This window comes from Mesorhizobium sp. WSM4810 (assembly GCF_055811235.1).
Genome location: NZ_JBVVQV010000025.1, coordinates 83,809 through 97,393, shown reverse-complemented (window position 1 = coordinate 97,393; position 13,585 = coordinate 83,809). Strand labels below are relative to the sequence as shown.

The window sequence follows — 13,585 nt, the reverse complement described above, 5'->3', positions numbered from 1 at the left end:
ATTGGCAGGACCATGAACGGCAGCATCACATGTATCATGGCGACGATCACCGCGCTTTCGGTATAGATCATCCTGAGCGGTTCTTCGATGATGCCGGTTCCAATGAGAATGTCGTTGATGACCCCCTTGCGCTGCAACAGAATGATCCAGGCATAGGAGCGCACAAGAACAGACGTCCATAACGGGATCAGGACGCAGGCTGCAATCCAAAGGGTGAGCTTGCCGCCCGCCCGCGCCATGGCTAAGGCAACCGGATATCCAAGGACGAAGGCACCGACCGTCGTCGCAAATGCAATCCAGAGCGTACGCAGCAGAACCTTCAGGTAAAGCGGTTCGATGAACATGCGGACATAATTGTCGAGGGTGAAGCCTGGATCAAACAGGCTGCCGACCAGCATGCGGCCAACCGGGTATAGAAAGCTAAAGAATAAAAGCAGACAAAGGGGCAGCAGCAGCACAGCCGTCAAGAGCGGGGGATATCTGCCGCCGGTTCCAGTAACCGCGAAGAGACGCCCAAAACGTGGTGCGGGGGCGGGACTAACGGGAGACTCGTCGACACTGCTCATTGGCCGCCGCCCTTGCCTGAAAACAGGTGAATGGAATCGGCTTGGAACAGGATGTCGACCGCATCGCCGCGCGCGAATGCCGACAGGTCTCGGCTCGCCGATCTCTGGATATGCAGTGGAGGGCCGCTGCGTCCATCGATGTTAACCAGAAGAATCTGGTGCGTGCCGAGATAGATCGAGGTGTCGACGGTTCCGGCGATGGCGTGCGGGCCGCCGGAACCGCGTGCGGCAAGGGAGATGTTCTCCGGTCGGATCGCGGCCTGCAGTGACAGTCCGGGAGAAAGCTCAAATGCGTGTCCGTTGAGCGAGCGCGTCACGCTAACCGTCGAGTCGTCGGCAAACCTGATCTGGTGGCCGGCGTTCTCGGATCCCAGATATTCGACCGGCAGAAAGTTCATCTTGCCGATGAAATCCGCGACGAACGGAGAGGCGGGCTCGCTGTAGAGGCTAGTCGGGCTGCCGATCTGGGCAATGTGACCATCGTTCATGACCGCGATGCGGTCCGACATGGTCAATGCTTCCTCCTGATCGTGGGTCACATAGATGACGGTAACGCCAAGACGCTGCTGAAGGGTCTTGATCTCGATCTGCAGCTGTTCGCGCAGTTTCTTGTCGAGCGCCCCGAGGGGCTCGTCCATCAGGAGCACGGGGGGCTCGAAGACCAGCGCCCGCGCGAGGGCAACACGCTGTTGCTGTCCGCCGGACAATTGGGTGGGCATCCGGCTGCCATAGGCAGCAAGCTGGACCATGGCGAGACCTTCTCCGACCCGGCGGATGATCTCGGCCTTGTTGACCTTCCGCATGCGCAGCGGGAATGCAACGTTGTCGTGCACCGACATATGGGGGAAGAGGGCATATTTCTGGAAGACCATGCCGACATTGCGTTTGTTGGGAGCAACATACGTCACATCGGTCGCGCCGATCTCGATGCGCCCTGCAGTAGGCAGCTCAAAACCCGCGATCATCATCAAGAGGGTCGTTTTGCCGGAACCCGATGGCCCTAGGAGCGAGAGAAACTCTCCCGCCTTCACATCGATGGACACATCCTCGACCGCAGTGACCGATCGGTAGCGTTTCCCGACTTTGCGGACGGTGACACTTTCACCCTTCATTGCGTTCCTACTGGACAACAGCATCAACGAGACTACCCAAGAACAGCGGCGCCACCCCGTCTACCAGTGCGGAGGCGAGCGTCGCGACCATGGCGACAACGAGCCGAGCCGGCTTCCTGAGCCAATGGCAGACAGTGTCGGCGAGAACGCCGCGATAAGCGCCTCCGCGCATATTACTCGAGTGCACCAACATGTTCAGTCCAAGACAGCTGAAAGAGAAATTTCGCGTGACAACGAAAACTTACGCGGGTTAGGATGTCCAACGTGGATCTGACATGCTGCTTTCCTTCTTTCGTCATCGGTGCGGTCAGCCACGATCCGAATATCGCCAGCAGTCCTTGCCTCCTCGTTTCAAAAATCGTGCCGGCTGCGGAGAGAGGGCTACAGAAAAGCTTCTATTTTTATTCAAAGGCTTAACGGTATGAGTGACGAAGCCAGGCCGAACATCACGCCATAGGGGACTCGAAAAACCCGACAATCAGCCCGGTACCTTGATCATTGCGACGCTCGGTGTTGACGGAGATGGCGTCGACGTTTCTTTCCAAGCTTTCAGCTGATCTTTGCCCAGCGCATGCAGCAAACCGAACGAACGGATGCTAAAGAACCGATCGCCGCCTGATCCGAATGGCTGCGCCCGTCCCCAACCCGCGACCGAAATCCGCTATCTCCTCGCTCGCATCCTCAATCCCCACCAACACAAAGCCACTCATCATCGCCTGGTCGCTATGGCTACGACCATATCAGGTATCACTACAAAGGGCGGGAACATGCAATTGTAATACCCGGCTGTAGTACCCCGGCGGCCACTAGCAGAGATCCTGCTCGTCGCCGTGACATCCACATTAAGTCCACCAGAGAACAAGATCTGGCCGAGCGAATCCGAAAAAGCAGTTCAGCAGCACGCGGCGCTTTCTGTTGCTTGCTTGGCCAGTGACCCCATGAACGAAACCGCCATCGATCAGGGCAATATCCCCGGCCTTCAGCTGAATGTCGCGAGAAGGTACGCCCTCGAGATAGGCTGCCGTATAGGGATAGCCCGTGGTCTCCACCCCCTGCGACTCTCGGTCGGCCACCGTCGGCTTGTGGCTCCATAGACGCAGATTGCCACCTTCCTCGCACATGCTGGGGTAGAAGTTGAGAGCTGCGACGGTGTTGTGCGCCACCGCAGAAAGCTCATAATCGTTCCCGGCCCGTAGCACTTGAGCGACATCGTCATGAGGGTCCAAGGAGAATGTGCCGCTGCCAGACCAACTGAGTGCGCGACAGACGTTAGCCTGACCGTGTGCTGACCGTGCCAGCCGCAATTCGATGCCCTGTTTGTGAAGCTCGTGCTTCAACGCTTCGAACAAAGATCGAACAGGGTCAACTAGATTGCCAAAAAGGGCGTGAACGTGCGGCCGTGCATTTTCCGCCTCCTTGAAATAGGTGGCTGCATCCTTCCTATAGTGGGATGCGCCGACATACTGTCCGGGTACGCCATCCTTGCGCTCGTTGAGACCGGGACTGGCAAAAAAATTCGATGTGATCTCCTCGGCTATTTCGCTGCTGAAAGCTTGCCTGATGTGCAGAGCGGTAATCTCACCTTTCAGTACGGAGATGATCTCGGCGGTGCTGATCGAACCAGTTCGTTCTCTAGTGACAACAGGCGAGATCGCTGGGACTTGAGATTTCGGATTAGGCGTCATTGGCTTGCTCCTGTAGTGAGTGATCAAGCATGGCGATGCCGTGATCGAGCTCGACATCAGTGATCGTTATCGGCGGCAGTACTTTGATGACGTCGCGATTTGGCCCTGAAGACTCGATCAGCAAGCCATTTTCGAACGCGACATCGTGCACTCGGCTGACAACTGCCGGTGAATGGCACTTGAGGCCGGCCATCAAACCGCGGCCGCGCTTATGTTCAATGGATTTGGGGAATTTGGCAACGAGCACGTCCAGGTGCGTTTGCAGCCTGATGGCTGTTCGCTCGACACCAGCAGTAAACTTGGTGTCCGACCACATTTTGCACATGGCGCCTGCCGTCACGAAGGCGAAATTGTTGCCTCTGAACGTCCCACTGTGTTCTCCGGGATTCCATATGTCCATGTCGGGCCGAATAAGAACGAGGGACAATGGACTTCCCGAACCGCTTAGCGATTTGGAAAGGGTCACGATGTCTGGTTCGATTTTGGCGAACTCGAATGAGAAGAAGTCGCCAGTTCGGCCTGAACCAGCCTGGATATCGTCGACAATGAACACGACACCGTGCTTACGGCAAATGCGCTGAATTTCTGTGAGCCAAGCTACGGATGCGGCGTTCATGCCGCCTTCTGCCTGGATGGTCTCCAGAATGATTGCGGCGGGTTTTTCTATTCCGCTGCCTGGATCGCCCAAGACCCAGTCGATGTAACTCGCCGAATCGAAATCTTGGCTCGGATAGCCGTCATAAGGAACACGGATCACGTCGTGGCGAGCAACGCCACCCAGCTCCCTGGTTGAGGCCGACCCCGACACGGCCAGAGAGCCCAGCGACATGCCGTGGAAGGCATTCGTGAAGGCCATGACGCTCGAGCGGCCCGTACACTTTCGTGCCAACGCCAGCGCCGCTTCGTTGGCGTTTGTGCCGGTCGGCCCAGGGAACTGTATTTTGTAGGAAAGACCTCGGGGTTTCAGGATCGAATCGACAAACGCTTCAATGAAGTCACGCTTGGCCGCCGTATGCATATCAAGCGACAGAAGAATGTTCTCACCGGCAAGATATTCGATTGCCGGCGCAAGAATATTCGGGTTGTTGTGCCCGAAATTAAGTGCTCCGGAGCCGACGAGGAAATCGATATATGAGCTGCCCGCCTCGTCCCAGATGGTCGCCCCAACTGCCCTAGTGAAGACTGTGGGAAACGACCGCCCGTAGCGACGAACGTTAGACTCATAAGTCGCAAAAACATCTGTATTCATTTCATGGTCCTCTGCATGTCGGCCTCACGTTCAGCGTGACATCGATTGATGCGGTTGGCCGGTCGCGCTGTTGTTCCGTTTCACTGAGAAGACCAGAACAGTCGGGGCGGAGTTTGGGACGTCGGTGACCTTTTTGTAATGCCTACATGCTCCTCACGAATCCGCGACGACACGGACACAGACTGCGCGGCAACTCATTGCTGTGCAGATGCATTTGGACACCATCGCCGTCCTCACATTGTTCCACATGCCGAGGTCTTCCGGTCGGTGCGTGTGGAACGGGATCAGTTCTAAGCGGTCAGCGCGGATGCCGATACTACGGCATCTGGTAGTTGACGCACGAGCGCGCCGATTGCGGCGAGCAGGTCTCGACCGATCAGTCCACCCCCGATGCAGCCGCGTCGCCCACTGTTTTGGCATCGGGGGCGCAACTACAGGCGAGAAGGACGGGGCCGAAGTCCGTGACCAGTCAGTCCGACCTCGAAAGATGTTTTCCCGGGGCGCCCTATCACACAGCGCCGTCGGTGATCTGGATCGTCACCAGTAGGCCCAGCCCGGCCCAGCCGCTTGGGGGGGGCGGCCAGAAACGGCGCCGAATAACATTTCCTGCAATTGTTGGATTACCTTTCCCAGCTTGCGCAGCTGATGACCGCCGCAGTTATAGCAAGCGGCCGGCGACGGCTTGACCACGCGATCGCGCGGAAGATGCTCGGGAATGGTTGCCGCGCCGGTATTTGCCACATAAGACTCGCTGCATATTCAGAGTTCTGAAGCTCAGCCCGCCCGCAGCACGGCAACGGCGAACGAGATCGCCGCCGACCAGCCAGCGGCCCGGAAGGTGTCGCCAACCAGATTCGTCCCGGCTCCGAACCGGGGCCATGAAACGCCAACGCTTTCACCATCGCCGCCGCCAGTCGGCGGCGCGTGATAACGAACTCGCAGCCACAGCTTGCCGGCAATCTCCAGCTCGATTACGCTGGTGGCGCCGCCGGCAGCGAAGCGCCGACAGGTGTCGGGAAACGCAACATCTTTGGCGAAGCCCGTCACGCGGGCTCTCATTGTGCGGCGCCACCTATAGATCAGATTGGTCGCGGCATCGAAACCTGTTATTTCAACGAACTTGGTTTGCGTAATGAGTTGGAACTGCTAGGTTCTCGGCGTCATCACTTGCCGTTTTCCTTCTTGCCAAATCGGATCGCGTGCCGATTTCCTCGCGCACTTCGCGGTATGGCCTGGATGTCTGCAGCATCAAGTATAATGCCTGAAAGCAAGCCAGCCAGGCTCATTTCATGTGCGACAGCAATCCGGGCAAGTGTGACCAATGTCACATTGCCCTGACCTCGTTCGAGTTTCCCATAAGCTGCGCGGTCAATGTTTGCTTGCGAGGCAAACCCTTCTTGGGACAAGCCAGCCTGTTCCCGAAGCCGTCTAAGCTGCTCACCAAGCTGGACACGTAAATGCTCTGCCATGCCGCACTTGATCGCGAATATGGCGCTAATCGTCCACGGTATATATATCCCCGGTATATATTGACCATCGCCTTTGATTGCGGTATCATGTGCGAATTAGTTGCGGAGAGCTTGCCATGAATGCATTTGCATTCCCTGCCATCAGAGGCGTTCAGGCAGGTCGAGCCTATTACGTAGTGATGGTTCCGCTTGGTGCCGTGGGATCGCTATTGCGATTTAATGATGGAGCTGTTTCGGACGAACTTCGCGCTCAGCGTCGTTTGAACAAGAGTCGCATTCCAGCAATTGTACGTTACATCACGTCGAACCCGAAGGAGTACGTACTGTCCGCCCTGACGGCAACGATCGACGGCGGGTTCCATTTTGAACCCAGAGACCCAAACGGACCCTTGCGATCGATCGGAACGCTGTCGGTCGACATGACTGCGACAATCCTTGTGAACGATGGCCAGCATCGCCGGGCTGCAATTATTGAGCTGCTTCGTGAACGTCCCCATTTTGCCCACGAGACAGTCGCCGTCACGTTGTTTCCAGACCACGGGTTGGAGCGCTCACGGCAGTTGTTCGTTGACCTCAATCAACACGGAGTGAAGCCCTCGCGGTCAATTCGGCTGCTGTATGACGCCCGTGATGAGCGAGCCAAATTGTCCCGGGCCGTCGTTGACTGGGTTCCGCTTTTCAGAGACATGACAGACTTTGGTCAATCTAATCTCACAGCCAGTTCGCCAAAGCTATTCGCTTTCAGCAACCTTCACACAGCCGTTTCGACTTTTGCATCAGAGACAGGCGAAGTCGATGAGGCGAGAGTCATAGAGTTTTGGGCAGCGGTGGCGCAAGCAATTCCTGACTGGGGCCTTGCGCACCGCGGACAAATGACACCCGCAGACCTCAGGCGCGAAAAGGTCCACGCCCACGGTGTGGCATTGGAAGCCATCGCAATAGCAGGCGCCCGGTTACTCAACGATCCGAGACTCGACTGGCGCGCCGCAATCAACCGCTTGGGTGACGTTGATTGGGCGCGGTCAAATAGCGCCCTTTGGGAAGGGCGGGCACTTCTGGTCGGCCGCATCACTCGATCGCGCACGAGCGTAATGCTCACGGCGGAAAAAATCTGGTCACTCACCAGGAATGGCGCTGACGCATCCCCACAAGTCGGTTAGTCTCCGTCCAGGAGAAATGCCGTGAGCAAAAAAAATAACGATTCCAACGGGGCGGGCCGAATCGCGTCCATATTGGACGACATTCGGGACATCTACCTTTCCGATGCTCGGCCGTGGGTGGTTGGTTATTCAGGAGGAAAAGACTCGACCACCGCCCTGCAGCTTATTTGGACGGCAATCGCTGCGTTGCCGTCTGAACGGCGGACCAAGACGATCTATGTTATCAGCTCTGACACCCTCGTCGAAACGCCTGTGGTGTCGCGCTATATAGACGTCACGCTTGACCGCATCTCGTCGGCTGCGGCCGCTCAAAACATGCCGGTCGTCACGCACAAGGTCGTCCCGGAGCTGGAAGATAGCTTTTGGGTGAGCTTGATCGGGAAGGGATACCCAGCCCCGTCACGCCGCTTTCGGTGGTGCACTGAGCGGCTCAAGATCCAGCCGGCCGATGCTTTCATCAAAAGCCGCGTCGCTGAGTTCGGTGAAGTCGTCATGGTTCTCGGCGTCCGGTCACAAGAATCTGCGACGCGCGCCCAGGTAATGTCATTGCATCAGATAGAGGGGTCTCGGCTGCGGCGCCACTCGTCGCTGATGAACGCCTTTGTCTACGCGCCAATCGCGGATTTTTCGACGGACCACGTCTGGACTTACCTGCTTCAGAATGAATCTCCCTGGGGCAATGACAACCGCGATCTCGTTGCAATGTACCGCAACGCCAGCGCGGGCGAGTGTCCGTTGGTCGTGGACACATCGACTCCGTCTTGCGGAAACTCCCGCTTTGGCTGCTGGGTTTGCACCGTGGTGCAACGTGACAAGGCAATGGAGTCGATGATTGATTCAGGCGAGGAGTGGCTGACACCGCTTCTTGAGTACCGTGACATGCTTTCGCAGACCCAGGATCCAGAACGCAAGCATGAATTCAGAGACTTTCGGCGCAAGTCTGGTCAAGTGAATTTTATCGGTGAGACTGACCGCGTCATGCCCGGCCCGTACACCATGGAATTCTGTCGAACTCTGCTTCGTCGCTTGCTCGAAACACAAAAAGAAGTTGCGCGTGAGGCGCCTGCAGGCGAAGCGCCAATTCTGATTCATGAGAACGAATTGCACGAAATCCGCCGGCTGTGGCGCACTGAGCGTGGTGACTGGGCGGACACCGTTCCGCGTATCGTACGCGAGACGCTCGGTCGCGATGACATCGAGTGGGTGACGGAAGATTCTGTTGCATTCACCGCCGACGATGGTGAGCTCTTGGCTTCCGTGTGCGCGGACAATGAGGTTCCGCCCGAACTCGTGATGAAATTGCTTGATATCGAGCGAGCTTCACATGGTCTTAAGCGTAGGCATGCCGTGCACACGCGTATTGAGGACGCATTCAGGCTTGAATGGCGAGATCTTGATGTCCTCGTAGCCGAGCGGCGGCGCACACTCGGGTTGGAGGACGGCAGCGTGTTGGCTGTTGTTGACGATTTGGAACTTCCGTTCGATATGGTCGGTGAGGATGGGCGTTGAGGCTGCGATCAATCACACTTGAGAACTTCGGTCTTTATGCCGGTCGCCAGCGTCTGGATTTGTTGCCGGCGCGAGCAAGGCCTGTCGTCCTGATAGGCGGCAAGAACGGCGCCGGCAAAACCACCCTGCTTGAAGCGGTGCGGCTTGCCCTTTATGGGAGGCGTGCGCTTGGCTATCGGGTGGCGCAATCCGAATATGAGGAGCATCTGCGGCGCCGGCTTCATGTCGGATCGGATGGACGCCCGGCGACTTTTGGATCGGTCGGGCTCGAGTTCGACTACGCCGAAGGTGGTGTAGTTCATCGGTATGAGGTCTTGCGGCGCTGGGCGACGCGCGGGACGAAAACCGTCGAGACCTTGACGTTGGAAAAAGACGGGGCGCCGGTCGACGCCGTGCCACGTGACGAATGGCATAGCTTCCTGCAAGAAATGATACCACCCGGCGTTTCCCAGCTGTTCTTCTTTGACGGCGAAAAGATTGCCGAAATCGCCAGAGACGATCCCGACGAGGGTCTTGCCGAAGCTGTTCGCGGTCTACTGGGTATCGAGCTTGTTGGACGTCTGCGGACCGACTTGGGTCTCTATCTTGCTAGACATGGTCGTCGTGAAGGCAATGACGAGGCTGTTAGGCTTGAGACGATTGTTCGCGAGATCTCCGCACTCGATCGTCGCATTGCGGAAATGGCTGAGGACGTTGCTGAACTCACCTCGCGCCATGCGTCTCAATCCCGAGTGGCCCTAAATGTCCGTCAACGGTTTATTGCTGAAGGCGGTGACGCAGCAAACCGCCGCGCTCAAATTGAGGCTTCGCGCGATGAGTTGCGCCAACAAATTGCGCGCCGCGAAGCTGAGATTCGAGAATTTGCCGGTGGTCTGCTCCCATTCGCATCGGCTCCGAGATTGCTCCGGCGATTTTCGGTTGCTTTAGCGCACGCCGGGGAAAAGCCGCGGGAGGATATGGTCGATTTTCGAGAACGCGTGGGTACATGGCGAAAAACCAACACACCAGCGCGCACGGCCCGTTGGCAGGAAAGTCATTGGCGTGACCTGGATGCTTTTTTTGAATCAGAACGGCAACAAGCGGTCGGTGCCGCCGCTGGTTCCGTTTCGGAGTTGGATGCCGGCGAACGGCGGCGTTTTGCTGCACGGCTTGTCGAAGCTCGTGAAAGCATTGCGTCGCGTGCAGCCTTGGCTGTGTCTGAACTGGACTCCTTGCAACGCAAACTTCGTCGTGTCGATGCCGATCTGGTGCGTGCTTCCGGCCACGCAGCAGGGATCGTTCTGGATGAGTTGCTCTTGGCTGAAAAGTCGGTCGGAACTGCCGAAGCCGTGTTGCGAGCCCGGACTGACGAACTCCACACTCTGGAAATTCAACGCTCTGGACTGACCCGCGAACGTGACCGCATGCTTAAGGCACAGACCGAAGCGAAGGCCGGTGAAGAGCGTGCCGCACTGGCAACGCGCGTGGGCCGAGCGTTGCAGCTCTATGAGGAGCGGCTACTCGATATGAAGCTTGCGCAACTCCAGACAGAGTTCGTTAGCAGGTTTAATCACCTGGCCCGCAAAGGGGGATTTGTCGCGGATGTGCGTATCGACCGCACATCGTTTGACGCGACGCTGATCGATAGGACGGGAGCTGAGATTCCAAAGTCGAGCCTGTCTGCCGGGGAAAAACAGGTCTATGCAATCGCCATGCTGTGGGCACTGGCTCGCACCAGCGGCCGGGCGCTCCCGATGATCATCGACACCCCCCTGGCGCGACTTGATAGCGAGCACAGAACAGCCATTGTCGAACGGTATTTCCCCGAGGCAAGCCATCAGGTCATCGTTCTATCCACGGATACCGAAGTTGACGCGCAGCTGCTCAAGGAACTCACACCGAGCATCAGCCACTCCTACAGACTTGATTACGAGCCCGATCAGCGCGCGACAAGAGCCATTCCAGGCTACTTCGGCGGTTGCGACGAAGGAGGTCAGCTTGCGCTACAACAAGCTTAGGATCTCAACAGAGGCGACAAGCAAGCTACGCTCGATCCGTCAGCGCACTGGGGTCACCCCTAACCTTCTTTGCCGTACCGCGATCATGCTCTCCCTCGAAGAAGGGCCCGCGATTGCGCCAGCTCCTGACGAGGGCGGCCAGGAATTTAACGCCTACACGCTTACGGGCGAGTATACTGGCTTGATTGCCGCTCTGTTACGCTTTGTTGAAGAGGACGAGGGCGGCGCCAGCCCGCTATCGAACGACGATCTCGTTGCGCGTCTTCGTGCTCACATTCACCGTGGCGTGGGTACTTTGTCTGTGCGGGCCAAATCTGCGGCGGACCTGGGTCGTCTGGTGCTCGCCGCATGAAACGTGAAGCGAACGAGGAGCCCATATACCTCGACCACAACGCGACCACCCCGGTGGACCCCAGGGTCCTTGAGGCCATGCTTCCGTTTTTCACCGAGGTGTTCGGAAATCCGTCGAGTGTGGAGCATGTCCACGGCAATCGCGCTAGGGCAGCTGTGGAGGTTGCGCGAGCGCAGATCGCAGAAGCGTTGGGCGCTCGTGAGAACGAAATCGTGCTGACCGGCAGCTGCACCGAAGCCAACAATATGGCGATCATTGGCGCCGCGCGGGCACGGCCGGAACGTAAGCACTTGATAACGAGCGCTATCGAGCATCCCGCTGTCGTGGAGCCGATGAGGGAGCTGGAACGCCAAGGGTTCGAGGTCACGATTGTCGGGGTCGATCAACAGGGTCGAGTATCACCCTCCGACGTGGCCGCGGCAATTCGGGACGACACGAGCCTGGTATCAATCATGGGCGCCAACAACGAAGTAGGGACCATTCAACCCATCGCTGAAATCGGCGCTGTATGTGAGGAACGCGGCGTCCTGTTTCATGCCGACCTCGCGCAGCTGCTGGTTCATAGGCGCATCGACGTTATGGCCGAACACATCCATCTTGCGAGCATTTCCGGGCACAAAGCGTACGGGCCAAAGGGTGTGGGTGCCCTCTATGTTCGGTCGCGCTCGCCGCGCGCTCGGCTCGTGCCTGTTTCATTTGGCGGCGGACAGGAACGTGGGCTTCGGTCCGGTACCGTGAATGTACCCCTCATTGTCGGTCTTGGAACCGCACTTGATATTGCTGGCCGCGAATGTGTGGCTGACGATGCGCGTTTGCGCGGGCTTTGCGACAAATTCGTTCACGAGGTCACCTCCGCGATTGCCGGCGTCAGCTTCAACGGTCATCCCTTCGAACGTATTGCTGGAAACGTTTCGGTATCGATTGCCGGGGTCGAACCGTTGGCCCTCATGCACCGGCTAAACTCTGTCGCTAGCTTTTCCGCGTCCAGTGCCTGTGCTACTGACAAAGTTCGAACAAGCCCCGTGTTACTCGCCATGTTCGGTGATACTGCGAGAGCGCGACAGGCCTTTCGGGTCTCGCCAGGCAGATTTTCAACCGCCGATCAAATGGCACAATTTACGATCGCTCTGATCGAAGCGGTTGAAGAGCTTCGCCGGTTCGCCGCCTGAACTTCCAAAAAGCACCTTTGCGAGAGAGATAGCTGCCCCGTCTCGCCGCCGGCGTTAGAGGTCAGACGATCGCCGGCTGGCTTCTCTACTGTACATTCATCCGGCGCCGCGCAACTGTGAACAACGGCGATAACTGATTTTTTTGCATGCTCCCTACTGTTGGAATCTATTACAATTCTGATAGACAGACGGCCAATCGCAAGCGAATCTACGCTCGGCGTGGGGCGGTCGATGCCAATATCTGACGAAGTGATAGACGCTGCGGTGTCGCGCTATGATCGGGAGCGCGATCGGTACCTCAAACTCGCAGCGCGCGTCGCTGATATATGTCGATCCAGCATCGTGGAAGGGAACGCGATCCGTGCGCAAATCACCTCGCGCACAAAAACGGTCAGGAGTTTCGACGGCAAGCTCCGACGATTCGCGAAGAGGTCCGATAAAAACTTCAAGTCGGTAGACGAGGTTTTCGAGAAAATTGGGGACTTCGCAGGCGTTCGAGTGGCGACATATCGGCCAGAGGACGAACCACGCGTCACCGAGGCAATCAAGGCGCTCTTTGCCGGGCGGGAGGGTGAGACGGTCGAGATCGATCACAAGGATAAGCTCGATCCCACCAACTGCCAATTTTACCGCGCCACTCACTGTCAAGTATTCCTGCGCGAAGAGGAACTCCTTGGCGATTATGGAAATCTGCGCGGCTCAAGTTGCGAAGTGCAAATCTGTTCGATGATGGCGCATGTATGGAATGAGATCGAACACGATATAGGCTACAAACCTGAGGGCGGAGGCCCTGGCGAAGCCGAGCGCGGTCTCCTTGAGGCCCTAGGCCACCTAACGCGTTCGGGTGATGCCGCGATTACGCAACTTCTTGCTGCCAACTACGCGCGCATGACAGTGCAGACAGGCGATTTTGGCGATGTGCATGATTTTGTGGCGCGTATGCGCAAGCATTTCCCCGACGCTGATCTATCAGTAAATGCTGGACTGGCATTTGACGAAGCTGTGCTTCTGGGGCTGACATCGGCAGGAAAGATGGAGAAGGCTCTAGGGGCCGATGCACTCAATCCGCAGGTCGCCTCGACACTGATTGATGAATTCAACAAATTTCTGGAGGTGTCTGGCAGTCCCGAGCTTGCCCTCAATCGGCGTTCCGCGGATCTCATCCTGATAGCGATGCTTGCCAAATGTTCCGAAAGGATCGAGGAGAACCACCCCGCTGGGCGCGGGAAGGGGCGCCCAGGCCGCATTTACTACCTGGTCCGCAAATTTCGAGAGTTCTTGCAGGCACAACCAGCAGATAAAGAGCCTAGCAGATGA

General features: G+C 57.5%; 12 protein-coding genes. 6 read left to right on the top strand and 6 right to left on the bottom strand.

All coding sequences use genetic code 11. The features are described from left to right. The 6 genes from AC0L3O_RS27805 to AC0L3O_RS27780 all read right to left on the bottom strand — a co-directional run. A partial coding sequence (locus AC0L3O_RS27805; RefSeq protein WP_473617224.1) for an ABC transporter permease occupies window positions 1-566 on the bottom strand: 566 nt, incomplete at its 3' end. Next, on the bottom strand, window positions 563-1,678 hold the full coding sequence (locus AC0L3O_RS27800) for an ABC transporter ATP-binding protein (protein WP_473617222.1): 1,116 nt from the start codon (window positions 1,676-1,678) through the stop codon (window positions 563-565). The genes AC0L3O_RS27800 and AC0L3O_RS27805, both read right to left, overlap by 4 nt. A gap of 842 nt (window positions 1,679-2,520) precedes the next feature. Beyond that, window positions 2,521-3,363, bottom strand: a complete 843-nt coding sequence (locus AC0L3O_RS27795) for a 2OG-Fe(II)-dependent halogenase WelO5 family protein (protein ID WP_473617221.1) — start codon at window positions 3,361-3,363, stop codon at window positions 2,521-2,523. After that, on the bottom strand, window positions 3,353-4,612 hold the full coding sequence (ectB, locus tag AC0L3O_RS27790) for a diaminobutyrate--2-oxoglutarate transaminase (RefSeq protein WP_473617220.1): 1,260 nt from the start codon (window positions 4,610-4,612) through the stop codon (window positions 3,353-3,355). The genes AC0L3O_RS27795 and ectB overlap by 11 nt, the downstream gene beginning before the upstream one ends. A 774-nt stretch (window positions 4,613-5,386) precedes the next feature. Then, entirely contained in the window at window positions 5,387-5,659 is a 273-nt protein-coding gene (locus tag AC0L3O_RS27785) for a hypothetical protein (RefSeq protein WP_473617219.1), read from the bottom strand. A gap of 116 nt (window positions 5,660-5,775) precedes the next feature. Further along, the gene (locus AC0L3O_RS27780; protein ID WP_473617218.1) at window positions 5,776-6,081 is read right to left on the bottom strand and encodes a helix-turn-helix domain-containing protein; all 306 of its coding nucleotides are present in this window, start codon (window positions 6,079-6,081) and stop codon (window positions 5,776-5,778) included. Window positions 6,082-6,197: 116 nt separating this feature from the next. Between AC0L3O_RS27780 and dndB the strand changes: the two genes are divergently transcribed. From dndB to AC0L3O_RS27750, 6 genes are all read left to right on the top strand, one after another. Next, window positions 6,198-7,241 (top strand): DNA sulfur modification protein DndB, encoded by a 1,044-nt coding sequence (dndB, locus tag AC0L3O_RS27775; RefSeq protein WP_473617217.1) that lies wholly within the window; start codon window positions 6,198-6,200, stop codon window positions 7,239-7,241. A gap of 21 nt (window positions 7,242-7,262) precedes the next feature. After that, window positions 7,263-8,750, top strand: a complete 1,488-nt coding sequence (gene dndC / locus AC0L3O_RS27770) for a DNA phosphorothioation system sulfurtransferase DndC (protein WP_473617216.1) — start codon at window positions 7,263-7,265, stop codon at window positions 8,748-8,750. Then, on the top strand, window positions 8,747-10,747 hold the full coding sequence (gene dndD, locus AC0L3O_RS27765) for a DNA sulfur modification protein DndD (RefSeq protein WP_473617214.1): 2,001 nt from the start codon (window positions 8,747-8,749) through the stop codon (window positions 10,745-10,747). The genes dndC and dndD overlap by 4 nt, the downstream gene beginning before the upstream one ends. Next, complete coding sequence (gene dndE / locus AC0L3O_RS27760; protein ID WP_027168786.1) at window positions 10,728-11,099, top strand: DNA sulfur modification protein DndE; 372 nt, start codon at window positions 10,728-10,730, stop codon at window positions 11,097-11,099. The genes dndD and dndE overlap by 20 nt, the downstream gene beginning before the upstream one ends. Next, complete coding sequence (locus AC0L3O_RS27755; RefSeq protein ID WP_473617213.1) at window positions 11,096-12,268, top strand: cysteine desulfurase family protein; 1,173 nt, start codon at window positions 11,096-11,098, stop codon at window positions 12,266-12,268. Before dndE ends, AC0L3O_RS27755 begins: the two co-directional genes overlap by 4 nt. Window positions 12,269-12,499: 231 nt before the next feature. Then, the gene (locus tag AC0L3O_RS27750; RefSeq protein WP_473617212.1) at window positions 12,500-13,585 is read left to right on the top strand and encodes a GTP pyrophosphokinase; all 1,086 of its coding nucleotides are present in this window, start codon (window positions 12,500-12,502) and stop codon (window positions 13,583-13,585) included.